This window comes from Porphyromonas gingivicanis JCM 15907 (assembly GCF_000614585.1).
Taxonomy (GTDB): domain Bacteria; phylum Bacteroidota; class Bacteroidia; order Bacteroidales; family Porphyromonadaceae; genus Porphyromonas; species Porphyromonas gingivicanis.
Genome location: NZ_BAKX01000001.1, coordinates 227,381 through 252,072, shown reverse-complemented (window position 1 = coordinate 252,072; position 24,692 = coordinate 227,381). Strand labels below are relative to the sequence as shown.

Below are 24,692 nucleotides of genomic sequence, written 5' to 3'. Positions count from 1 at the left end.
CCTTTCGCAGAACACCCCACTAAGGGAGTATAAGCATTTTTCAAAAGGATTAATCCTTTGGCTTGAAATCTATAATGGTTAGACTCAAAAGGTGTAACCCTTTCCCACAAAAGCATTATACTTTTTTGCGTCCATCATGCGATAAAAATCTATTTTCCAATCGTAAGAATGGAGCTGTTTGATATATCTTTTTGTTGGTATTTAGTATTACCTTTGTACAAGCAGTTGCACAGTTGGTGTACAAATAGTCCTGACAAAGTCGGTAGTCGTAATGAAACAGTACTTAGACCTTTTACAACGTATATTAGACGAGGGGGTAGAGCGTTCTGACCGCACGGGAACAGGCACGCTCAGCGTTTTCGGGCATCAAATGCGCTTTAATTTAGAAGAAGGGTTTCCCTTACTAACAACCAAAAAACTACATTTACGCAGCATAATTTATGAATTGCTTTGGTTCTTAAAGGGTTCTACGAATATAAAATATCTGCAAGATAATGGTGTCTCTATTTGGGACGAGTGGGCAGATGAAAACGGAGATTTAGGACCTGTGTATGGAGCTCAATGGCGTTCGTGGCCCGACTATAATGGAGGGCATATTGACCAAATAAAGAATGTGGTTCGAGACATCATCGAAAACCCAACGAGTCGCCGCTTAATGGTAAGTGCTTGGAATGTGGCTCAAGTAGACAATATGAAACTACCCCCTTGTCACTGTTTGATGCAATTCTACGTAGCTAACGATTGCCTGAGTCTCCAACTTTATCAGCGTTCTGCCGATGTATTCTTAGGAGTTCCATTTAACATTGCTTCTTACGCTCTATTATTACAGATGGTAGCCCAAGCAACAGGACTTAAAGCAGGAGATTTCATACACACATTGGGAGATGCTCACCTGTATAAAAACCATTTGGAGCAAGCTCGTTTACAACTTACCCGAGAAGCAAGAACCCTTCCCCATATGCAACTCAACAAAAAAGTAAAAGACCTCTTCGCTTTTGAATACGAAGACTTTCAATTAGAGGATTATAATCCTCATCCACATATTAAAGCAGAAGTTTCTGTATAAAAAACTCTTTTCCTTATGAAACTATCCATAATAGTTGCCGTTGCAGCCGATAATGCTATTGGCAAGAATAATGATTTACTCTGGCATCTTCCAGCAGATTTGAAGCGTTTTAAGGAGACTACCATGGGGCATACGGTGATTATGGGGCGTAATACATTTTACTCCCTACCCAAGGGAGCCTTGCCCAATCGGCGCAATATCATCATATCGACTACTCTCAAAGAGGTTTCAGGGGCAGAGTGCTTTCCTTCTGTCGAAAAAGCTCTTGAAGCTGTAGCTCAAGAAAAGGAGGTTTTTGTTATAGGAGGTGCTCAACTTTATCGTGCTACCCTACCTTTTGCAGATAGACTTTATTTCACTCGCGTGTCGGCATCTTTCGGAGAGGCAGATACCTTTTTTCCTGACGTCAACTTTACGGAGTGGCGTCCTATAAGAAGTCAGCATTTTGAAGCAGACGAAAAGAATATTTATGCCACGACATTGACTATTTACGATAGAATACCCTACTTTTTTAATACAAATAAACGATGAGCAAGCCTTCTATTCCTAAAGGAACTCGAGACTTTGGCGCTGTAGAAATGCAACGCCGCAACTATATATTCGACACTATCCGCTCTGTTTACCGCCTACACGGGTATAGGCAGATAGAAACTCCATCCATGGAACTTCTCAGTACCTTATGGGTAAATATGGAGAGGAGGGAGATAGACTCCTGTTTAAGATACTCGACTCAGGAGATTTCCTATCTAACATCTCTCACCAAGATATTGAAGAGAAGAATTTACCTCGCATTGCCAGTAAGTTGTGCGAAAAAGGACTGCGTTATGACCTAACAGTTCCCTTTGCTCGCTATGTAGTGCAACACCGTAACGACATAACCTTTCCATTCAAAAGGTTTCAGATACAACCTGTATGGCGAGCCGACAGACCTCAAAAGGGACGATATAGAGAGTTCTATCAGTGCGATGCAGACGTAGTTGGGACAGATTCCTTGCTCTGTGAGGTAGAGTTAATAGAGATCATCAATGAGGTTTTTGAACGCCTCAACATAGCTTGCTCTCTCCACATTAACAATAGAAAAATCCTGGCAGGTATCGCTGAAGTAGTGGGGGTTTCAGATCAACTTACCGACTTGACCGTAGCGATGGATAAATTCGACAAAATCGGTATGGATGGTGTCCTTAAAGAGTTAGAAGAAAAAGGTATTTCTGAGGCTTCTATTGAACGAATTAAGCCTTTCATTCTCTTAGAGGGTAGCAATGAAGAACGTCTCACGAGCCTTGCCTCTCTTCTGGAGACATCTGATGTAGGTAAGAAAGGATTAGAGGAATTGCGCTTCATATTGAGTCATATCGACACTAAACAACTTTCCTGTGAAATACTCTTTGACCCCTCTTTGGCGAGAGGATTAGCTACTATACAGGCGCCATTATGGAAGTCAAAGCCAAAGAGGTAGAGATAGGGAGTATCACCGGAGGTGGACGTTACGACAACTTGACAGGCATTTTTGGGTTACAAGGCACATCAGGTGTAGGTATCTCTTTCGGAGCAGACAGAATATACGATGTACTACAACAATTAGAGCGTTTTCCCGAAGAAACTGCCTCTTCTACCCAGATACTCTTTATCAATTTTGGAGAGGAAGAGGTATCTCTCCTACAACCTCTCATCCGTCAAATGCGCAAAAACAACATTGCGGTAGAACTCTACCCCGACAACGCTAAGATAAAAAAGCAAATGACGTATGCAGACAATCTTTCAATACCCTATGTCGTTTTGGCTGGTAGTGAAGAGATTAAAAGCGGAACTTATACTCTAAAAAATATGCTTACAGGTGAGCAATCTCTCCTTCTCAAGAAGAACTTTTTGCCCGCTTTATCTAATTTCTTTTAGTAACATTTACTGTAGAAATCGTAATGGCCACACCCTATCCTTTACTAAATAGTATCAATGAGCCAAGTGATCTTCGTGCTCTTTCTGCCGATCAATTAGTCGAAGTATGCCGAGAGTTACGCTCTTACGAGCTAGACATACTCTCGCAAAATCCTGGACATTTGGGCTCCAGCTTAGGGGCTGTGGAACTTTCTGTGGCTCTTCATTACGTTTTTTGTACTCCCTATGACCGTATAGTGTGGGACGTAGGACACCAAGCCTATGCACACAAAATACTGACAGGCAGAAGAGATAGCTTCGATACTTTAAGACGATGGGGAGGATTGGCAGGGTTTCCCTCTCCAGACGAAAGCGAGTACGACACTTTCCCCGCAGGGCATGCCTCCAACTCTATATCGGCTGCTTTGGGAATATCAGTGGCTGCACATCTTAACAAAGAACCTCGTCATGTGGTGGCTGTTATCGGAGATGGCTCTATGACAGGAGGTTTGGCATTTGAAGGGTTAAACAATGCCTCCTCCTTTCCCAATAATCTGCTTATAATACTCAATGACAATAATATGTCTATTGATGCTAACGTAGGTGGATTGAACAAATACTTTGTAGACCTCTCAACAAGCCCTTCATACAACTCTGTGCGCTACAATGTCTATAAGGGTTTAAAGAAATTCCATCTCATAGACGAAGCGAATAAGCGCAACATAGTAAGGATAAACAATAGTATTAAGAGCTTCGTTTCAAACAATCAGAGTAACTTTTTTGACGGACTTAGTCTTCGTTATTTCGGACCTATTGATGGTAATAATCTACCTCGACTCATCGAAATACTCCAAAAGATAAAGAATTTACGAGGACCTAAACTACTTCATATACGGACTACCAAAGGTAAAGGCTATCCTTGGGCAGAAAAGGATCCAACCGTTTGGCATGCTCCAGGGCGTTTCAACATCGTTACAGGTGAACGCTTAGATAAAAGAAAAGAAAACGACCCTCCTAAGTATCAAGACGTTTTCGGGAAGACTTTGGTAGAGTTTGCCGATCAAGATGAACGCATAGTTGGAATCACACCCGCCATGCCTTCAGGCTGTTCTATGACTTATATGATGGCATCACACCCCACACGTAGCTTCGATGTAGGCATCGCAGAGGGGCACGCTGTTACCTTTGCAGCAGGTTTAGCGAGAGAGGGTTTAATCCCTTTTTGTAACATCTACTCCTCTTTTGCTCAAAGGGCTTATGATCAGATTATCCATGACGTGTGCCTACCTCGCTACCATGTAGTCTTCTGCTTTGACCGTGCAGGTTTGGTGGGCGAAGATGGAGCTACCCATCAGGGAGCGTATGACTTAGCTTACCTAAGTAGTATCCCTAATATGATTGTAGCCTCTCCTCGTAATGAGCATCAACTACGCAACCTTATGCTAACAGCCTATAAAGGACAAGAAGGACCTATGACCATTCGCTACCCAAGAGGTAAAGGGGTTTTGTCTGACTGGCAAAATACTCCCGAACTGCTCCCCATTGGTAAAGGAGAGTTGTTACACAAAGGCTCTAAAGTTGCTATCCTCAGTATTGGTCCTATTGCTAAAGAAGTCGAGGCTGTAATCAAACGTTTGAAAGAGGAAGGTAAACCCACTCCATCGCATTACGACATGGTATTCCTCAAACCTTTGGATACTGAACTACTAAGAAGTATTGGCAAAGAATACGATGCCATCATCACAGTTGAGGATGGTTGTATTCATGGAGGATTGGGGTCTGCAGTATTAGAATTTATGTCTGAAGAGGCTTTTGCTATCAGAACCAAACGCATTGGCATCCCCGATCAATTCATTCCTCACGGAACCCCTGAAGAGCAATACAAATATTGTCAGATGGACGCAGAGAGTATTTATAAGGTCTTTGCTCAAATGATTGAATAAATATGAAGATTGTCATCGCTGGAGCTGGGGAAGTGGGTACTCATCTTGCCCTCAAACTTTCCCGAGAAGATATGCAAGACATAACGCTTATCGACCCAGATGCTAAACTTCTGGAGCGATTTGCACATGCCGAACTACTTACCGTACCCGGAGACCCATTAGATGCCCAACATCTAAAGTCTATATCAATCGCAGAAACAGACCTGTTTATCAGCGTTATGCCTGACGAACTCGCCAATATATTTGCCTGCTCTTTAGCCTCCTCTTTGGGCGCTAAAGAGACCATTGCTCGCATTAACAATCATCGTTATTTCAGCAATGAGTATGCTCGATTTTTGGAAACTCTTGGAGTAAAATCACTCATTTACCCTGAAGAGCTGGCTGCTGAAGAGATAAATACGACGCTTAACAATCCTTGGGCAAGACTTTACATTGAGCTTTTCAATGGCAACATTGTTCTTGTAGGTGTCAAGGTACGTCATGGAGCACCGATTTTAGGGAAAAAGTTGGTCGAATTACCACAGAAAACAGACAAACGATTCCATATCGTAGCCATAAAAAGAGGAGAGGAAACGCTAATTCCCTCAGGACAAACCATCATTGAACACGGTGATATCGTATTTTTCACAGCCTTGGGGAACGATGTTGATGAAATACGTCAGTTAGCTGGCAAAGAGAACGTCGAGGTCAAAAATGTAGTCATTATGGGAGCTAGTAGTATCGCTATGCGCACTGTGGAGAAATCCTCCCCACAAATTAAGTTTACCATAATAGAACGAGAGAAGAAACGTATTTCAGAAATAAGCGACCACCTGCCTTCAAATGTAAAGATATTCCATGGAGATGGTAGAGACCCATCGCTTTTAGTAGAGGCAGGGTTGGACAATGCTCAAGTATTTGTGGCTCTCACGGAAAACTCGGAAACTAATGTTTTAGCCTGCTTGGCTGCCAAGCGATACAATGTCTTCAAGACCATTGCTAAGGAGGAAAATATAGATTACATTCCTCTTGCCGAACGTTTGGATATCGGTACTATTATCAACAAAAAGCTCATTGCAGCAGGACACATCTATCGTGCGTTGTTGGGCAAGGATACCAGTACTCTCAAATGCCTTACAATAGCAAATGCCGATGTGGCAGAAATTGTTGCCCGAAGTGCTCTCCCATCATAGGAAAAGCTGTAAAAGACCTCAATTTACCGAAAGGTATAACCCTTGGGGGTATGGTGAGAAATGGTGTCCCCAAAATGATTGATGGAAATACAGTAATAGAACCCTACGATTTAGTTGTTGTTTTCTGTAACAACATCCCGATGAGTCGTATTAAAGCTCTTTTTGAAGAGTAAAAAAAGCTCCTTAGATATGTCTTTGAGTCACCTACAACATATTCACAGACGCCCTCTAATTAACTTCCCTTTCGTGGCTCTTGTAGTGGGGAATATGTGTCTATTAGAGACATTTTTCCTTTTAATTTGTTGCATTCTCTCCCTATTCTACCAAGAGAGCGATACACTTCCCTTTGCCTACACAACTGCCATTATGCTCTGCTGTGGCTTAGGTCTTCTTTATTATGGACGAGAGCAACGTTCTAAATTGGGAGGTAATCTGAGAGAAGGGATGCTTGCCGTTACGGCAACATGGGTAACTCTCTCTGTAATTGGTATGCTGCCCTTTATCTTTGGAGGATACACAGAAAGCGTTATCGATGCTTTCTTCGAGACGGTATCGGGCTATACGACAACGGGAGCAACGATATTCTCTTCCGTCGAGCAACTCCCTCACGGTATTTTACTATGGCGTAGCTCATTCAATGGCAGGGAGGGATTGGTATTGTAGTATTTAGTTTGGCTCTATTACCTATAATGGGAAAAGGTGGTGGTTTGCTTTACAATGCAGAAACCACAGGCATTAAACATGAAAGGTTTCTCCCTCGTATCGGACAGGTCGCCAAGCGTCTATTCCTCGTTTATATCATTCTAACTTTTTCTCTTACAATCCTTCTTCTCTTGGGCAAGATGAATTTCTTCGAAGCCCTCTGTCACTCCTTGACTTGCGTCTCTACGGGCGGTTATTCCACTCGTAATGAAGGGATATTAGCCTACAACTCTCCCTACATAGAGTACGTTATCACCTTTTTTATGTTTGTCGGAAGTCTTAATATGCCACTTATTTACTTCGCTTTTTCGGGTAAGCCCACGAAGCTTTTCAAAGATGAGGAATTCAAGTGGTTTGCAATCTTTGTATCCGTTTTTGTGGTTGTAACCTCAGTATGGATTTATAGCCAGGGTATCTATGATACCGTTGAGAGTAATTTTCGCCATGCTATTTTCCAAGTTGTATCTTTAACCAGCAGTACGGGATACATCACTGCCGACATGAACGAGTGGCATCCTTTCTTCTTCTGCTTGGGTATTATGATGATGGCTGTCTGTGGATGTGCAGGCTCTACCACAGGGGGGCTTAAGATGAGTCGCTTTATGGTATTGGTTAAAAACTTAAATAATGAATTCAAGAAAAGAGTACACCCAAATATGGTAGCCCTTGTGCGTATCAATGGCCATGCCCTGGGGAGCGACCTTGTAGTCCAAGTTATGGCATTCATCTCTCTTTACTTAGTCGTTATCTTAGTGGGTATTATAGCACTTACTCTAACGGACAATACTTTCATTACTGCCGCTTCTGCCACATTTACCTGTATCAGTAACGTAGGTCCATCTTTTGGAAAATACTCTCTTCATTTTGCCGAAGCAACGGGTTTTGAAAAGGGTATCTTAAGTGTCATTATGCTGGCTGGTAGATTGGAGGTATTCACTGTAATAAGTCTTCTGCACCCTGTTTTCTGGAAACGATAAACTTTTCATTCTCGTACAAAAAAGTTTCTGCAAGCTACAATCGTTCATTTTTTTCGATACTTGTTACTTACTTCCAGTAATCTATAATGGTTTTATCTCAAAGCATTAAACCTTTCGGGTAAAACCATTATACCTTTTTGCATTAACGTATAATGGTTGGTAACGCAATCTGAATGTCGCCAAAAACGCAATGGGTGTAGTATTGTTCCAGAGTCTCGACTCGGCTTCCTAACGTTTCCTATACTAATCACTTAGTTATCTATACAACTACTTAGCCATTTTGGCTATCTTTGTGAAGATTTTGAGACTACTGTGCAAGTTCTCCAATAAGTGTAAAAGACCTCTTGTATAGCCTTTTGTAACATCAAAATATAAAAGATGTTGGATTTACAAGAGAGGGAAGACTACAGGGAGACAAAAGACTCTGTATGAATTCTGCTGTGCAGTAGCCTCTGTGTTATTATGCAATCACCCATTAAACTGGTACGTTTTTTGTACATAGCAATGTAGGGTTTTTCCCAAACCATTGGAAACAGAAAGAGATATAACAATATCAAGATTCGATGAAAACGAATAAAAACAACAACAGCAAAGAGAGTTCTTCCAAGGAGGAAGCTAAAGTAGAGCAAGAAAACACTACGATGAATGCTCAAGAGAGCAAGGAATCTTCTGCCAACGAATCTTCTAAGACCCAAGAACCTATTGCCCAAAATACTCCAGAACAGGAATTAGCCATTCTACAAGATAAGCACCTCCGCTTGGTTGCCGAGTATGACAACTATCGTAAGCGTACGATGAAAGAAAAAGCAGATCTCCTGCTCAATGGAGGAGAAAGAGCATTGGGAGACCTTCTTCCTGTAATTGATGATATGGAACTTGCTCTTAAAAACATCCAATCAGCAAGTGATGTAGACTCTTTACGAGAAGGTGTAGAACTCATCTATAATAAGTTTATAGACTACCTTCAAAGACACGGAGTAAAACCTATCGAGGCTATAGGAGCGCCATTCAATGAAGAAGAGCAACAAGCTATAGCTATGATTCCAGCTCCCACTCCAGAGCAGAAAGGACAAGTTATCGATTGTGTAAAAACAGGTTATACACTCAACGGCAAGGTATTGCGCTTTGCCGACGTCGTGGTGGGCGAATAATATATGGCAACAAAGAGAGATTACTACGAAATACTGGGAGTTTCTAAAGGAGCTTCCGAAGACGAATTAAAAAAGGCCTATCGTAAAATGGCCATCAAATATCACCCAGACAAAAATCCGGGCGATAAAGAAGCTGAAGAAAAGTTTAAGGAGGTAGCCGAAGCCTATGATGTACTAAGCGATACTGACAAGCGTGCTCGCTATGATCGCTTTGGACACGCTGGAGTAGACAATATGGGTAGCGGAGGATATGCTGCTGGAGGCATGAGTATGGAAGACATATTCAGCCGTTTTGGAGACATATTTGGAGGCTCTGGCTTTGGTGGTTTTGGCGGGTTCGGAGGCTTTGGTACGGAAGATACTACACCTCGCGGAGCCGATATGAGAGTTAATATTAAACTTACTCTCAAAGAAATAGCCAAGGGCACAGAGAAGAAAATCAAAGTTAAGAAGATGGTACACTGCTCCAAGTGCCATGGTGAAGGAACGACAGCCTCGGATGGCAAGTCTACTTGCTCTGTGTGCCACGGTAGTGGGGTTGTGACTCAGCTTATGCGTACACCTTTCGGTCAAATGAGATCACAAACCACTTGCCATAATTGTAATGGTACAGGTAGTGTCATCTCTAAACCTTGCGACCAATGTCACGGCAAAGGCATAGAGCGAGGCGAAGAGGTTGTATCCTTTAACATCCCTGCTGGCGTAAGCGAGGGCGTACAACTCCCTCTAAGAGGCAAAGGAAATGCCGCTCCCTTCGGAGGGGAAAATGGAGATCTGTATGTCCAATTCACCGAGGTGGAAGACCCTAACCTCATCCGTAACGGAAATGATTTGATTTATAACCTACTCATCCCGATAAAAACAGCTATCGAAGGAGGTAAGGTAGAGATACCTACCGTCGAGGGAGTAGCCCGAGTAACCATCGAACCGGGTACACAACCAGGGAAAATACTTCGCCTCAAAGACAAGGGACTACCCAATGTGCGAGGATTTGGCAATGGAGACTTACTCATTAACGTAAATGTCTTCATCCCGACAAACCTCTCCAAAGAAGAACTTGACCTTGTCTCCAAAATGAGTGATAAAACTGGGTTTATCCCCAAAGAAGAAGATCGTCAAACGATTGATAGAAAATACAGAGAGATGCTATCAAGATAGTTTTTCTGTTACTTTATAATAGATGAAAATCAATACACTATTGTCAAAGAAAGAGACCCTCCACTTTTTATGGATTGGAGTGTTTCTTTCTTTGCTTTTTTCTATCAAAGGCAGTGCCCAAGAACTACTTAAAGAGGCTTATTCAGATATTCCTAAAGTATCTGAAACTCCAGATATTAGTTTCTTGTTCAACACTCCCATAGAAGGAGAGGTGTATTCGATTTACGGGCATATTGGAGTGCGTGTTACGCTTGCTGGCAAAGAGGATTATGTGTACAACTATGGAGTATTCGATTTTGATGCCCCCAACTTTATCCTAAACTTTGTAACGGGTAAAATGGACGATTATCGCCTCGACAGAATTGATGCTATGAGTTACATAGAAAGCTATCTTTCTGAGGCGAGTATGTACGAGCTAAAGCTCAATCTAAGTGCAGATGAAGCACAAAAGATGAAAGACTTCTTGGAGCATAACATCCAACCCGAGAATGCCTATTATAGATACAATTTCATTTTTGACAACTGCTCTACTCGTCCATTCGAAGTACTAAAAAAAGTGATCGATGGACATCTAAAGGTAAAGGAATGCTCTAACGCCCTCACTCGACGAGAGATGTTGGACTTATGCAATAGCAAGAGAGGTTGGTATAAATTGGGTACAGACCTCACTTTAGGGAGCCAAGCCGATCAAAAGATAGGGGTAGAAGAGCAAGCATTTCTTCCTCTTTACCTAATGGAAATGCTACGCAGTGCACAAATTGTATCGCCCGACGGCAAGGAAAGGCCCTTAGTACGCGGAGAGAATTTCTACCCCCAAGGCGAATCGCTCTTTGGAGGTTATCTACAAGCTCCCGATCCATTAGAGCCAACACCTATGGTACTGACGCCCTCTTTTGTGTTTACAGCTGTGGCAGTTATTATGCTTCTTTTCCTCCTCCTTATACGTAAGAAGCAAAAGCTTTATTGGCATAGTAGTCGCTACCTATTGGCACTGCTCTTTTTAGCACAGGGTGTAACTGGCTGTATTCTATTCTTCCTCACTTTCATATCCCTTCATCCATTAGTATCTCCTAATTGGAATCTCCTGTCGTTACATCCCTTACAACTTCTCATAGGAATGCCTTTTGTGCTGTTCTTTTCTCAAAAAAGAATTACAGATTATATCCTATGGTTCAATATATTAGGACAAGTTCTTTACCTTATCCTTGTAGGCATCGTGGGGCTGCAAACCTCTCATCCTGCACTCATTGTGGTGGCACTCACTTCCCTACTACTATCCATTAATATCATACTGTGTAAGCGCAAAGTAAAGAGCCATGAATAAGAAGAATAGACTTACACAGTTACTCTCCTCGCTCATCGTTTTATCGGCACTTTCTTCACATCCGATAAAAGCTCAAGAGGTACCCAAACTTCTGCTATATATCCACTTAACAGGAGTCGACACTGATATACTTGAGAGCTATCAACCTACTTCGGAGAGCAAGGCATCAATAGACTTATCAAAGAGGGCACTCTCTTTCGCAATGCAGACTATGAGTTTCCCATCACCCATCCAACCCAAGCCTTAGCGACACTTATGACGGGAGCTTATCCGTCTCAGCACCAAATCGGCTTAGGAACAGACTGCAAGGCCCTTCTCTCCAGCAAAAACCAACGAGGGGTAAATACCTCCGAAAGATTGTCGCCCGAACTTTTGCCCTACGAAACAGTAGGCAATGTTCTTTTAGAGCTCAGCAACAACAAAAGTGCAGTGTATACAATCGCTGCAAATGCCCAAGAAGCCCTTATTTCTTCGGGTACTGGAGCTTCGGGGGCTTTCTGGATAGACGACCTAAAGGGCTTGTGGGCCTCCTCTTCATGGTACACTTATTTTCCAAAAAGTTTCGCCCAAATCAATACGGGCAAGGAGTCTCTTCGTGAACGTATCCACGCATTGAAGTGGTCTGGACAAGCTCCTACTCGATTTTATCTGCCTTATTCAAGAGATCTCAAGGAGCACTCCTTTAATTACACTTTTACGGGTAGAGATCTTTACAAATCTTTCAAAAAGACTCCACTGGTCAATGAAGAGATAACCCGATTTACTCAAAAAGTTCTACACGACTTATCACATCAGAAAGAAGGTTATCCCTCAATTGTAAACGTAGTCTATGACCTCAATGCTTTCAGAGGACACTCTTCCTTCTCACCCTACTCGCCTGAAGGTATTGATACTTATGTACGCACCAATCACTCCATCGAAGAGTTACTTCGCTCTCTCGAAAAACTTTTTGGTAGGGAGCAATGCTACGTAATTCTCTCCACCATACCCAATACATATCCGCGTACAGAGGTCCATACTCCTAAGAAAAAACTTTATACTTTCTCTTCTCAACGTTGCCTGGCTCTGACCAATCTTTACCTATCTGCCCTCTATGGTAAGGCGGAGTGGGTACAACGCTGTACTTCCGATGCTCTCTTTTTAGACCGAGCATTAATAGAGCAAAAAGGGTTGTCTCTAAAGGAGGTGCAACGCAAAGTAGCTTTCTTCATAAAAGAGTTTGAGGGGGTCGACTATACCTATGCCACTTTTGTAACTAAGGAAGAGATTGACGAAGAGATTGCCCATCGTTTACACCATCTATTGCCTCGTTCGACCAACGTTGATGTACTCATCGGATTGCACTATGCAACTGAGATTGTAGACTCAAGAGGGCAACGACTATCGCCCTACTCTATCTCTACCTCTCCAGCTAATGCTTGGCTCATAGCTACTCGTTTGGGAGGCAAAGGACAAGAAATATTCTCCCCCGTGCGCATGGTAGCTGTAGCACCTACCCTCTCTTATATACTGCGCATACGACCTCCGACTCATGCGGTAGCAACTCCTATACAAGAGATGCTACAAATAATGAGACACCGAGAGACTAAATAAAAGAAGCAATATCTAAAATAAATAATCAGTCATATGGGATTGAACGACATATTATCAAAATTGTTTGGGAATAAATCTCAACGAGATCTAAAGGAAGTACAGCCTTACATCGCCAAGATTAAGGAGATTTATCCCTCTATCGAAGCATTGTCTAATGACGAATTAAGACTTCGCACTCAAAAACTAAGAGAAAAGATACAAGACTCTACTCAAGGGGAAAGAGCCGAAATAGAGTCTTTGAAAAGCTCTATTGAGAGTTTAGATTTGGACCAGAGAGAGGAACTTTGGGGCAAAGTAGACAAGTTAGAGAAGGTTATCCTCGAAAAAATCGAAGAGGTATTGGATGAGATACTACCCGAAGCCTTCTCTATTATAAAGGACACGGCTCGTCGCTTCCGTGAGAATAGCGAGATTGTAGTAACTGCTACTGAAATGGATAAGACCCTTGCGACAAAGGTAGACTTTGTACGCATAGAGGATGACAAAGCTATCTATCAAAATCACTGGATAGCTGGAGGAAATGAGATTACTTGGGACATGGTGCACTACGATGTCCAACTCATCGGAGGTGTTGTGCTTCACAAAGGAAAGATTGCCGAGATGGCAACGGGAGAGGGTAAAACACTCGTGGCTACTCTGCCCGTTTTCCTCAATGCCCTTACAGGCAATGGTGTACACGTTGTAACCGTAAACGATTATCTCTCCAAACGTGACTCCGAATGGATGGGTCCCATGTACCAATTTCACGGTCTCACGGTAGACTGTATCGACAAACATAAACCTAACTCTATTGGTCGTAGAGATGCCTACAATGCCGATATTACCTTCGGTACGAATAACGAATTCGGCTTTGACTATTTGAGAGATAACATGGCAACGTCGCCCTCCGACCTCGTACAACGTAAGCATAACTATGCTATTGTCGATGAGGTAGACTCGGTACTTATTGACGATGCTCGTACGCCTCTTATCATATCAGGTCCTACCCCCAAGGGAGAAGACCAACTCTTCGAAGAGTATTTGCCCAATGTACAGAAGGTAGTAGAGGCTCAGCGTAAGCTCTGCAACAACTCCTATTGGATGCAAAACAAAAGATTAAAAGCGAAGATAAAAAGGAACAGGAAGAAGGATACGTAATCCTCTTCCGTACATTCAAGGGACTACCTAAGTCTAAGGCGCTGATCAAGTTCCTCAGCGAACCAGGAGTAAAGGCTTCTATGCTTAAAACTGAAGAGGTTTATATGCAAGAGAATATGCGCCAGATGCATATAATCACCGACCCACTCTACTTCGTTATTGACGAAAAGATGCACAGTATAGAGCTAACGGATAAAGGTATCGACCTGCTTACACAGGCACGGGAGACCCCTCTTTCTTTGTATTGCCCGATATTGCAAGCGAGCTGGCTCAGTTGGATGCTATGGGACTCTCTGCCGAAGAAAGAACTTCCAAGCGAGACGAAATGGTAACCAACTACTCTATCAAAAGTGAGCGAGTACACACTGTCAATCAGCTATTGAAAGCCTTCACTCTCTTTGAAAAAGATGATCAGTACGTCGTGATGGATAACAAGGTGATGATTGTAGATGAGCAGACGGGGCGTATTATGGATGGTCGTCGCTACTCGGACGGATTGCACCAAGCTATCGAAGCCAAAGAGCGTGTCAAGGTAGAGGCGGCGACCCAAACGTTTGCTACCATTACCTTACAGAACTACTTCCGTATGTACCATAAGCTCTCTGGAATGACGGGTACAGCAGAGACGGAAGCAGGCGAATTGTGGGACATCTACAAACTGGACGTGGTAGTTATCCCCACAAATAAACCTATCCAACGCAAAGACCTCAACGACCGTATCTACAAAACAGCTCGTGAAAAATACAATGCCGTAATCGAAGAAATCGAATCTTTGGTGGCACAAGGGCGTCCCGTTCTGGTGGGTACAACTTCTGTTGAAATCAGTGAACTTTTGAGTCGGATGCTCTCTTTGCGTAAGATTGAGCACAACGTTTTGAACGCCAAACTCCACCAACGTGAAGCTGATATCGTAGCCCAAGCAGGACGTAAAGGAACTGTAACCATCGCTACCAATATGGCGGGGCGTGGTACCGACATTAAGCTAACGCCAGAAGTTAAAGAGGCTGGTGGACTTGCCATTATTGGTACTGAACGTCATGAGTCTCGTCGTGTAGACCGCCAGCTAAGAGGACGTTCGGGACGTCAGGGAGACCCCGGTTCTTCCGTTTTCTTCATCTCTTTGGAAGACCACTTAATGCGCCTCTTTGCCAGCGATCGTATTGCCGCTATGATGGATCGTATGGGCTTTAAGGAAGGAGAAGTTTTGGAAAATAAACTGCTCTCCAACTCGGTAGAAAAGGCACAAAAGAAAGTTGAAGAGAATAATTTCGGTATCCGCAAGCGTCTCTTAGAGTACGATGATGTGATGAATTCGCAACGAGAAGTTATTTATACTCGTCGTAAACACGCTCTTATGGGCGAGCGTATTGGAATGGATGTACTCAACACGCTGTACGACGTAACAACTTCTATCGTAAGTAAGAATAAGGAAATTGAAGACTATGCAGAGTTTAAGAATGAGTTAATCTCCACTTTGGCGGTAGAGCCTCCTATGGATGGAGAAACCTTCCGCAAGGAGAAACTACAAACATTAATTGATGATACCTTTGACGAAGTCTACAAAACCTTCAAACGCAAAGCGGAAGCTATTGCCAACATCGCTTATCCCGTTATTCGCAACGTACGCGAACAGCATGGCGAACAATTCGAACGTATTGTAGTACCCATCACAGATGGTCGTCGCACCTACAATGTGGTAACGCAACTTGCAGAAGCAGACACGACCGAAGGAAAGAGCGTCGTGAAAGAATTTGAAAAAAGCATTACCCTCTACACCATTGACGAGGCTTGGAAAGAGCATCTTCGTGAAATGGATGAGCTCCGCAACTCGGTTCAAAATGCCAGTTATGAAAATAAAGACCCTCTTCTTATCTATAAATTAGAGAGCTTTGAGCTATTCAAAAATATGGTAGACAATATGAATCGCAAGACTGCAGCAGTGCTAATGCGTGCTCATATTCCCGTAGCTCCAGAAGAAAATCAAGGCACTTCGGAAAAGAGAGTCGAAGTGAAGCAAGCTATGCCCGAACGAAAAACAGATATGAGTCGCTATAGAACTCAGAAAGACGATATACAAGAGCAACAAGCTGTACAACGTCAAGTAGCCTCTTCTGTAAACCAAAAAGAGTCAAAACCAGAACCTGTTAGAGCAGATCCTAAGATAGGGCGCAACGACCCTTGCCCCTGTGGGAGTGGCAAAAAATACAAGAATTGCCATGGTAAAGAGGCCTTCTAAGGGTTAAATCTACAATACTCCCTCGTACTCCCACACAACAATTACAAAGGAGTACGAGGGCTATTTTTTTCACTACATTCTTTTCATATAAAGTATAGTATATGTTACTCTCGATGACAGGCTTCGGGAAAAGCGAAGCCATTATACAATCGCATCAAGTAAGCGTTTCGATACGTACACTCAATAGTAAGCAACTCGAACTCTCTCTCCGTCTTCCTTCCCTTTTTAAGGAGGTAGAACCTCTCATGCGCACGTTAATTACCAATCACTTGGTTCGAGGCAAAGCCGAAGTTTCCATTACTGTTACTCCGATAGGTGGAGATATGGCTCTCGCTTCAGAGAACAACATTTTTGACCATAAGCGCATAGCACTCTACTATGAAGAAGTTAAGAACATTGCCAATCAATTAGGAATAGCCTGTCCCGACGATATTCTAAATCGACTGCTCTCTCTGCCAGGCTCTATCGCCCCCACACAAGAGGCTACTTCAATTGAGGAAGTGTTTGAGTGGGTTCAAATAGAAAGCACTCTGCTCAAAGCTATTGAAGGCCTACACGCATTCCGCACCCAAGAAGGAGCCATGATAGAGCAGATTTTCAATGAAAAGCTCAATAACATCTCTCATTTTCTCTCTCAAATCACCCCCTTTGAAGAGGAGCGTATCAAAAACATCCGTCAAAAATTAACCGAAGAGTTGTCGAAATTAGAGAACGTAACCATCGACCAAAACCGACTTGAGCAGGAGATTATCTACTACATCGAGAAGTTGGACATCAACGAAGAGAAAACGCGTCTTGCCAACCACCTACAATACTTTGTAAAAACTATGAACGAAGGCAACGAAACAGGCGTAGGTAAGAAACTCGGATTCATTGCTCAAGAAATAGGGCGAGAGATAAACACCCTCGGCTCTAAGAGCAACAATGCCGATATGCAAAAGTTGGTGGTACAGATGAAAGATGAATTAGAACAGATCAAAGAGCAGGTACTCAACGTGCTTTAACCCAATAATCTTTGCTTACTATATGTCTCGTATAATCATCATATCAGGCCCCTCGGGCACGGGAAAAGGCACCGTCATAGAGCATCTTATGAAAGACGATAGCCTGCATCTCTCCTTCTCCATCTCTGCCACCAACCGAGCTCCAAGGGGGCAAGAGAAGCACGGTGTGGAGTACTACTTTCTTTCCGACCAAGAGTTTACCGACAACATTGCCCAAGGTCTCTTCATCGAGTACGTAGAGGTCTACCCAGGCAGATATTACGGCACGCTAAAGAGCGAACTCAACAGAGTCGGTGCCTTGGGGCGCAACCTCCTGCTCGACATTGATGTAGAGGGTGCCATACAGGTCAAAGAGCTTTATAAGGGACAAGTGCTCACCATCTTCTTGCAACCGCCCTCAATAGAGACTTTGAAAGAGCGGTTAGAGAAGCGGGGCACCGAAACAGCCGAACTAATCGCCAGTCGTTTGGAGCGTGCCGCCTATGAACTCTCTTTTGCCGATAAGTTTGACCGCACCTTCGTGAATGACCATCTCGATGTATGTGTCGAGGAGGTCAAAGGAGCCATCCGCGCCTTCCTTGCCGAACAATAAAACCCATCGCCCCGCTCCTCTCTATAGGTACATATAACCATTCATTAAAAAGCAGCTAAGCTCTCGAGAGAAGCACCTTAGCTTTTGCCAAAAACCTTAGGTGCTTTTTTGAATGGCATTCTGAACGTTCAAAAGGGTCTGTGCAAATGCTCAAAACCCTCCGTGTAAACTTTAGAAACCCTCCGTGCAAACTTTCAAAAGGTATATCCCTTCGGCAAGAAACCATTACACAAAATATCAGAGAGCCTTCTCGGCTCTCTTTTTATAGATACTAAGCTACTGTAACATTCTATAACCAACAAAGCGAGAGAAGATTAGTAAATAGAGCTTACCTTTGCGGTATGGAAATAAAAAGAAATAGAGACCTCTCTCTTCAAGACTTTGAGATAATGGCGCCTGCGGGTTCGTACGAATCGCTCATGGCAGCATAAATGCAGGGGCTAACAGTATATATTTCGGGGTAGAAGGGCTCAATATGCGCTCGAAATCTTCCTACAACTTCACCGAAAAAGACCTATTCCAAATAGCGGAAATATGCCGAGAAAGAGGCGTAAAAAGCTATCTAACCATCAATACCATTATCTATGATGGCGACATCGAGTACATGCAACAGCTCATCAGAGCCGCTGCCGAAGCCAAAGTATCTGCCATCATCGCAGCAGATGTGGCAGCAATGAGCTATGCCCGCTCCTTGGGTGTAGAGGTGCATCTCTCAACGCAACTCAACATATCCAACACAGCAGCCTTGGAGTTTTACGCACAGTTTGCTGATGTAGTAGTACTCGCTCGAGAACTCAACTTGGACCAAGTCAACGCCATACATCGAGCCATTGAGGAGAAACCCATCGTAGGTCCTGCAGGCTCTCCTATTCGCATCGAAATGTTCGTACACGGAGCTCTCTGTATGGCGGTATCGGGCAAATGCTACCTCTCTCTGCATGAATTGAACAAATCTGCCAATCGAGGTTCTTGCAGTCAGATATGCCGACGCTCCTACAAAGTGTTCGACACAACGAGCAACATCGAATTGGAGGTCGAGAACGCCAATATCATGTCGCCCAAAGATTTGAAAACAATTCACTTCCTTAATAAAATGGTCGATGCGGGAGTACGAGTCTTCAAAATAGAAGGACGCGCACGAGGTCCTGAGTATGTAGATACCGTGGTGCGCTGCTATCGAGAGGCTCTCGAAGCGGTACTTGATGGGACTTTCAACGAAGAGCGCATCAAAACGTGGGACGAACGCTTAGCAACAGTCTTTAATCGTGGTTTCTGGGATGGCTACTATTTGGGCAAACGCTTGGGAGAGTGGACACCTATCTACGGCTCTGCCGCTACCCAACAGAAAGTATACAAAGCCAAGGTAACCAACTACTTCAGCAAGTTGGGCGTGGCAGAATTAGAGTTAGAAGCGGGAAGTATAAAAGTGGGCGATGAACTACTTATAACAGGACCAACAACAGGATTAGTGCGCACCATAGTACAAGAAATACGTTACGACCTCAACCCCGTAGAGGTGGGCGAAAAAGGATGGCGCGTCTCCGTTGCTGTACCCTCTCGTGTGCGTAATGGTGACAAAGTCTACGTGTTCGAAACAAGAAAAGATATTCAAGAAACATTCTAAAATAAACAGAGATTGTATGGAGAAGAAGAAGTACTTATTCACCTTAGAAGACAAAGTAAGAGACTACGAATGCGACCTACAAGGTGTGGTAAACAATGCGAATTATCAACACTATATGGAGCATACACGCCACGAATTTTTAGAATCTTTGGGCGACAACTTCGGAAAAATGCACGAAGAAGGGTTGGATGCTTTCGTACGCAAAATAGAAATCACCTACAAAAAACCTCTTCGTAGTGGGGACAAATTCGTTGCGGCTCTCAACTGCCACAAAGAGGGAGTTAAACTTATCTTTGACCAATACATTCTATTCCCCGACGGTTCACCTGCAGCCATAGGGCGTGTGGAGTCTGTTATGGTAAAAAATGGAGTGATCACCCGAGGAGAATACTTCGACGAATTACTCAAAACCTTGAAGCAAGATAACGAATAAGAAGATTGTCATCTTTCTTTTATTGCTCATATGGGAGAGGTAAGTATAATACTAATAGCGAGTTACGAGTAATAATAAAAAGAAAAGAGCAAAGGGGTAAAGATTTTTTTCTTTACCCCGTGCAGTATTTTACCCACTACTGCATTTACCTAATAAACAGCACAAAATTAGGAAGCAGATACAATGAGTAGCCCAACACACCAACACATGAAACTTTTTAATTCTTTGTTCTTACTTCTGTTTGTGATTGTGATTAGTGGTTGTTCGTCAAGACCCTCTGAACCCAACGACCCAAGTTGGATTTGGGATTATAGGAGTACTTCTTTTGAGATTAGTATTAAATCTCCAAAGGGACAATCACTAATCAACCCAACAACCCAAGAAGGGTACGAGTTATTACAAGGCATCAAAATCTCTTACAACGGCGAAACTTATCAATGCCAAGACAGACCTGCAAGAGAGCTTAGAGCAATGCCAGAGTTTTACAAAGCTCTCTATGTGGAGGCGAGAAAAGGTGAGTACCGACTTGTATTCGGAGAGTTTCAACCCCATTATCCTCGCTTAGAAGCCTTTACTCTACACCTTCCTGGAGGAGAAAAATATGAAATCAAATTTACCCATACTGCCGAAGATGGCAGATTTTACACTAAAGTTTGGGTAAATGATATCCAAAATTCTTCCAACACCCCTTTCAACATAACCTTAACCACAGCTAATCCTATTTGGAATAAGATGCTTGCATCAAAAACGGCAAGACCTGTAACTCTTTATATCCTGCCTCAAAATATTCCTACAACGATTGTTGATAAAAGAGAGGTCTTGGAAGAATCTTTTTACAAAGAGTGTTCTTTGACATTCAGAGGGGAGACTTACCCGCTTTTGAAAGAAACTTGGGAAGAAGATCGTCCGCCACTTGCCTTCCGAGCAGCAACCCTACAAATTTTAGATGAAGTAGAGTTAGGAAAATTCAAACCAGTACTGATATTCGGTCCTATATCGACCGATGAGAAACTCGTTGGAGAGGAACTCCAACTCAGATATAAGGGGGAAACTTATTCTATTTATTTAGTTAGCTTCTTAGATCCATCGGGTACCACTTTCTATAAGGCATGGACGGAAATGCAGAATCATAGATTTGAAAGTTCTTTCTTTCACAATGGTCCTATGATTAGGCTACTTTTCAAAAGATGAGCGAATGGGAGTTGTATAGAGCTTGTAAGAAAGGGAGTAAACTCGCTTTTCAAACTCTGTATGAACGGTATGCTCCCTATTTACTTACTACTATCCAACGCTACTTGGGAGAGGTAGAGCGCTCTAAAGACCTTCTACACGATTGCTTTCTAATCATATTCAAAAAGTTTGATTTCTTCACCTATCAAGAAGAGGGCTCTCTAAAGGCCTGGCTTACTCGTATATGTATCAATGAAAGTTTAATGTGGCTACGTAAGAGCAATAGAATACAAACTTTCTCTATCGATGATAATAGGGATAGTCTTCACGAAGGCAATCCTATTGAGGATATCTATACGATACCCGAAGAAGAGGATATTCAACCAATAAGTGAAGAGGTATTACTCCAAATGATTCGAGCTCTCCCCGATGGTTACAGAACAGTATTCAATCTCTACGTTTTTGAAGAGAAATCTCATCGGGAGATTGCCGAACTTTTAGGTATTAACGAAAAAAGTTCCTCCTCTCAATTATCCAGAGCAAAAAAAATGCTTGCTCGTAGTATCAAAGAATGGCATACACAACACACCTCAACGAAATAACATGAGTTAGATACACGCACACCCAACAATTTGGAGCCTTGGCTCAAAGCTGTCAAGAAAAAGGTAGAGGCAACTCCTTCCTCCTCTGATTTGAACCTTCAGGAGGGGTGGGACCGACTTGCTCAAGAAATACCTGTACGTCCAAGGTTCATTTTCTCTAAACCTTTCCTTAGAAAGGTGGGGAGTATTGCAGCTGTTTTCTTCTTAGCCCTTGGTGTAGGAATAACTATTTGGAAGCATCAAAACGAAGCAACTCCATTGGAAGGACAAAAAGAACCTATGATGATAGCAGACAATAGCCACACCTCAATCCCCTCGACACCACATAGAGAATTATCCAACCCAACGATTATTAAGAATAGTAACTCCTCTATATCCGCTTCAAAGAGTCCAGTACAAGAATTGACCTCTCAAACGATAGAATCTATTACAGAAGAGGAAAAAGAGTTTACAGAACCTAAGTTTAACCGCTCTTCCCCAAGTGTATCAATAAAAACTACCGAGGAAGAAAGCAAGAGTACTGAAGAGTATTCGCTTAAAAACGAAAAGACAGGTAGAGAAATAGGAGTAACCCCTCCACCTCCTTCCAGCGTAGGCAATAACTCTCCAAAAGACAACTTCCCCTCAGCAAGGGATATATTGGCTTATGATAATGATTTGTCTATTCAAGCCTATGCCAATACAACTCCTTCCTCTCAAAAGGGCAAAAACTACGTTCCTAATCAGCCCCAACTACGAGCTTCCCAAGCGAGAAGACTGGCTTCGGCTCAAAGCAGTGAATACAATTACGACAGAGCTACTTTTCACCACGCACAGCCTTTCAACATAGGCTTTCGCTTCTCTTATGCTCTAAACTCCGTACTCGCTTTAGAGTCTGGTATATCCTATACCTACCTCCGCTCTAACGTCCTCAATCTTGGGGCTATTCCACAGGTACGCCAACACATACATTATTTAGGAGTACCTATTGGAGTACAGTTGAAACTGGCAGAAGTCAATAACTTCCGATTCTATACGGCTGCAAATGTCCAAATAGATAAAATGCTACTTGCCAAAATAGAAAAAGAGAAGTTGGATACAAAAGCTTGGCAATTTTCTCTACAGGGAAGAGCAGGTATTTCCTATCAAATTACCCGTCACTTCAGTCTCTTTGCTGAAGGGGGATTGGGTTACTACTTCGATGACAATAGCCGTCTACACACTTTCTATAAAGAACATCCTCTAAGATTTTCTCTTAATTCGGGTATTCGCATCAATTATTAAAGAGCGTTGCTGTAAACCAAAGCCTCATCACATACAGAAAAAGAGCGGAGAATGGGATACATATTCTCCGCTCTTTTTATATCTAACAGAGGCTATTGACGAGGTCTTGTAAAAATCTCTATCTGAATCCTCTACGACAATCGTTCGATAGCTTTTTCGATACGTCGCAAGGTTTCTTCCAATCCCAACAGATAAATAATATCGTTGATATGAGGACCTTTAGGTGCTCCTACGAGAGCCAAACGCAAGGCATTCATTACTCCTCCCATATTGTAACCATTCTGTTGGATAAAAGCACTCAGTTGTTCAGCAATAGTAGCACTATCGAAAGAAGAGGCAAGCCCCTTTAACATTATAGCAACCTCTCTCAGTTCCTGAGGGGTAGACTCCCTCCAACGTTTCTTTACCGTTTTTTCATCATACTCTTCTGGAGCAACAAAGAAGAAAAAAGTCTCATCCCAAAGCTCCGAAACGAGTTGTATTCTATCTCGCACCACAGCGATAATATCTGCCAACTTATCGGTAGGATAAACTCCCCTACGGTTAAGGTCTTGGCGGAACTGCTCTGCCAAAGTCTCCAAAGGCTCCTCTTGTAGATAATGATGATTGAACCATTTTCCCTTTTCAAAGTCGAACTTAGCCCCCGACTTACTACATCTCTCTAAGGAAAAAGCCTCTATCAACTCTTCTCTACTCATTACCTCTCTATTGTCTCCAGGATTCCAGCCGAGCAAAGCAAGGAAGTTTACCACTGCCATAGGCAAATATCCCTCCTCTCTATAACCCATTGAGATCATGCCAGACTCAGGGTCTTTCCACTCCAAAGGAAAGACGGGAAAACCCAATCGGTCTCCATCTCGCTTACTCAACTTACCGTTACCTTCGGGTTTTAGGAGTAACGCCAAATGGGCAAACTGTGGCATCGTATCTTCCCAACCCAACGCTCGGTATAACAATTTGTGTAAGGGCGCACTGGGCAACCATTCTTCGCCACGGATAACATGGGTTATCTCCATCAAATGGTCGTCTACAATATTAGCTAAGTGATAGGTAGGAAGGTCATCGCTACTTTTATAGAGTACTTTGTCGTCTATAATCGAAGAGTTGATAGTTATCTCTCCTCTAATCAAATCATTTACAACAATTTCTTCGCCCGGTTCTATCTTGATACGAACAACGAAAGGTACCCCTTGTGTTTCTAACTCAGCGACCTGCTCAGAAGAAAGCGACAATGTGTTTTTCATCTTCCCACGTGTAGAGGCATCGTACTGAAAGTTAGGTACAGAAGCTCGTACAGCTTCTAACTCCTCAGCCGTATCATACGCTTTGTAAGCCTTACCTTCTACCAACAACTGTTCCACATAGCGTCGATAAATATCCCTACGCTCACTCTGACGATAGGGACCATACGCTCCACCGTAGCCTACCCCCTCGTCTATCTCTATACCCAACCATTTGAGAGATTCTATAATGTACTCCTCGGCTCCGGGTACGAAGCGTTTACTATCGGTATCTTCTATGCGAAGAATCATTTGTCCCCCAAAGTGGCGTGCAAAAAAGTAGTTATAAAGAGCTGTACGTACGCCTCCTATATGAAGAGGTCCCGTAGGACTGGGAGCAAAGCGTACACGTGTTTTTTTGATACTCATATATTTATTTACTATTATTCTTAT

The 24,692-nt window shown here is 42.9% G+C and carries 15 protein-coding genes and 5 pseudogenes; 19 read left to right on the top strand and 1 reads right to left on the bottom strand.

Features of this window, described 5'->3' with window-relative positions; translation table 11 throughout:
- The first annotated feature begins 271 nt into the window (after positions 1-271).
- The 19 genes and pseudogenes from JCM15907_RS01120 (at position 272) to JCM15907_RS01030 (ending at position 23,019) form a co-directional block, all read left to right on the top strand.
- Entirely contained in the window at positions 272-1,066 is a 795-nt protein-coding gene (locus JCM15907_RS01120) for a thymidylate synthase (RefSeq protein WP_025842376.1), read from the top strand.
- 15 nt (positions 1,067-1,081) lie between these two features.
- Positions 1,082-1,597 carry a dihydrofolate reductase gene (locus JCM15907_RS01115; RefSeq protein ID WP_025842375.1) on the top strand — a complete coding sequence of 172 codons (516 nt, stop codon included), beginning with the start codon at positions 1,082-1,084 and terminating at the stop codon, positions 1,595-1,597.
- Positions 1,594-2,959 (top strand): annotated as a pseudogene (gene hisS / locus JCM15907_RS09990) (histidine--tRNA ligase). Before JCM15907_RS01115 ends, hisS begins: the two are co-directional and overlap by 4 nt.
- Before the next feature lie 23 nt (positions 2,960-2,982).
- A complete protein-coding gene (dxs, locus tag JCM15907_RS01105; RefSeq protein ID WP_025842374.1) occupies positions 2,983-4,881 on the top strand; it encodes a 1-deoxy-D-xylulose-5-phosphate synthase in 1,899 nt (632 codons plus the stop codon).
- Positions 4,882-4,883: 2 nt separating this feature from the next.
- Positions 4,884-6,226, top strand: a pseudogene (gene trkA / locus JCM15907_RS09985) (Trk system potassium transporter TrkA).
- Positions 6,227-6,242: 16 nt separating this feature from the next.
- Positions 6,243-7,732 (top strand): annotated as a pseudogene (locus JCM15907_RS09980) (TrkH family potassium uptake protein).
- Positions 7,733-8,295: 563 nt separating this feature from the next.
- Positions 8,296-8,883: a nucleotide exchange factor GrpE gene (locus tag JCM15907_RS01090; protein WP_025842373.1), complete on the top strand. Its 588-nt coding sequence runs from the start codon at positions 8,296-8,298 to the stop codon at positions 8,881-8,883.
- Between the two features lie 3 nt (positions 8,884-8,886).
- Entirely contained in the window at positions 8,887-10,041 is a 1,155-nt protein-coding gene (gene dnaJ / locus JCM15907_RS01085) for a molecular chaperone DnaJ (protein WP_025842372.1), read from the top strand.
- 22 nt (positions 10,042-10,063) lie between these two features.
- Positions 10,064-11,365 carry a lipoprotein N-acyltransferase Lnb domain-containing protein gene (locus JCM15907_RS01080; RefSeq protein ID WP_025842371.1) on the top strand — a complete coding sequence of 434 codons (1,302 nt, stop codon included), beginning with the start codon at positions 10,064-10,066 and terminating at the stop codon, positions 11,363-11,365.
- On the top strand, positions 11,358-11,612 hold the full coding sequence (locus tag JCM15907_RS01075; RefSeq protein WP_025842370.1) for a hypothetical protein: 255 nt from the start codon (positions 11,358-11,360) through the stop codon (positions 11,610-11,612). Before JCM15907_RS01080 ends, JCM15907_RS01075 begins: the two co-directional genes overlap by 8 nt.
- Positions 11,531-12,958 carry an alkaline phosphatase family protein gene (locus tag JCM15907_RS01070; protein WP_148297411.1) on the top strand — a complete coding sequence of 476 codons (1,428 nt, stop codon included), beginning with the start codon at positions 11,531-11,533 and terminating at the stop codon, positions 12,956-12,958. Before JCM15907_RS01075 ends, JCM15907_RS01070 begins: the two co-directional genes overlap by 82 nt.
- A gap of 33 nt (positions 12,959-12,991) precedes the next feature.
- Positions 12,992-16,331: pseudogene (gene secA / locus JCM15907_RS09975) on the top strand (preprotein translocase subunit SecA).
- Positions 16,332-16,432: 101 nt separating this feature from the next.
- Positions 16,433-17,335: a YicC/YloC family endoribonuclease gene (locus tag JCM15907_RS01060; RefSeq protein ID WP_025842368.1), complete on the top strand. Its 903-nt coding sequence runs from the start codon at positions 16,433-16,435 to the stop codon at positions 17,333-17,335.
- 22 nt (positions 17,336-17,357) lie between these two features.
- On the top strand, positions 17,358-17,927 hold the full coding sequence (gene gmk, locus JCM15907_RS01055; RefSeq protein ID WP_025842367.1) for a guanylate kinase: 570 nt from the start codon (positions 17,358-17,360) through the stop codon (positions 17,925-17,927).
- Between the two features lie 341 nt (positions 17,928-18,268).
- A pseudogene (locus tag JCM15907_RS09970) lies at positions 18,269-19,551 on the top strand (peptidase U32 family protein).
- A 16-nt stretch (positions 19,552-19,567) separates the two neighbouring features.
- Entirely contained in the window at positions 19,568-19,984 is a 417-nt protein-coding gene (locus tag JCM15907_RS01045; RefSeq protein WP_025842366.1) for an acyl-CoA thioesterase, read from the top strand.
- A gap of 183 nt (positions 19,985-20,167) precedes the next feature.
- Positions 20,168-21,175 carry a hypothetical protein gene (locus JCM15907_RS01040; RefSeq protein WP_148297410.1) on the top strand — a complete coding sequence of 336 codons (1,008 nt, stop codon included), beginning with the start codon at positions 20,168-20,170 and terminating at the stop codon, positions 21,173-21,175.
- The gene (locus JCM15907_RS01035) at positions 21,172-21,756 is read left to right on the top strand and encodes an RNA polymerase sigma factor (protein ID WP_025842364.1); all 585 of its coding nucleotides are present in this window, start codon (positions 21,172-21,174) and stop codon (positions 21,754-21,756) included. Before JCM15907_RS01040 ends, JCM15907_RS01035 begins: the two co-directional genes overlap by 4 nt.
- A 30-nt stretch (positions 21,757-21,786) precedes the next feature.
- On the top strand, positions 21,787-23,019 hold the full coding sequence (locus tag JCM15907_RS01030; protein WP_025842363.1) for a putative outer membrane beta-barrel protein: 1,233 nt from the start codon (positions 21,787-21,789) through the stop codon (positions 23,017-23,019).
- A gap of 131 nt (positions 23,020-23,150) precedes the next feature.
- On the opposite strand, the gene gltX is transcribed toward JCM15907_RS01030, so the two are convergent.
- Entirely contained in the window at positions 23,151-24,668 is a 1,518-nt protein-coding gene (gene gltX, locus JCM15907_RS01025; protein WP_025842362.1) for a glutamate--tRNA ligase, read from the bottom strand.
- Between the last annotated feature and the right edge of the window lie 24 nt (positions 24,669-24,692).

Excerpts from the sequence above, each read along its gene's own strand:
- JCM15907_RS01080 (WP_025842371.1), top strand. The coding sequence starts at position 10,064 with ATGAAAATCAATACACTATTGTCAAAGAAAGAGACCCTCCACTTTTTA.
- dxs (WP_025842374.1), top strand. The coding sequence starts at position 2,983 with ATGGCCACACCCTATCCTTTACTAAATAGTATCAATGAGCCAAGTGAT.
- JCM15907_RS01120 (WP_025842376.1), top strand. The coding sequence starts at position 272 with ATGAAACAGTACTTAGACCTTTTACAACGTATATTAGACGAGGGGGTA.
- JCM15907_RS01115 (WP_025842375.1), top strand. The coding sequence starts at position 1,082 with ATGAAACTATCCATAATAGTTGCCGTTGCAGCCGATAATGCTATTGGC.
- gltX (WP_025842362.1), bottom strand. The coding sequence starts at position 24,668 with ATGAGTATCAAAAAAACACGTGTACGCTTTGCTCCCAGTCCTACGGGA.
- dnaJ (WP_025842372.1), top strand. The coding sequence starts at position 8,887 with ATGGCAACAAAGAGAGATTACTACGAAATACTGGGAGTTTCTAAAGGA.
- JCM15907_RS01035 (WP_025842364.1), top strand. The coding sequence starts at position 21,172 with ATGAGCGAATGGGAGTTGTATAGAGCTTGTAAGAAAGGGAGTAAACTC.
- gmk (WP_025842367.1), top strand. The coding sequence starts at position 17,358 with ATGTCTCGTATAATCATCATATCAGGCCCCTCGGGCACGGGAAAAGGC.
- JCM15907_RS01045 (WP_025842366.1), top strand. The coding sequence starts at position 19,568 with ATGGAGAAGAAGAAGTACTTATTCACCTTAGAAGACAAAGTAAGAGAC.
- JCM15907_RS01040 (WP_148297410.1), top strand. The coding sequence starts at position 20,168 with ATGAGTAGCCCAACACACCAACACATGAAACTTTTTAATTCTTTGTTC.
- JCM15907_RS01090 (WP_025842373.1), top strand. The coding sequence starts at position 8,296 with ATGAAAACGAATAAAAACAACAACAGCAAAGAGAGTTCTTCCAAGGAG.
- JCM15907_RS01060 (WP_025842368.1), top strand. The coding sequence starts at position 16,433 with ATGTTACTCTCGATGACAGGCTTCGGGAAAAGCGAAGCCATTATACAA.
- JCM15907_RS01075 (WP_025842370.1), top strand. The coding sequence starts at position 11,358 with ATGAATAAGAAGAATAGACTTACACAGTTACTCTCCTCGCTCATCGTT.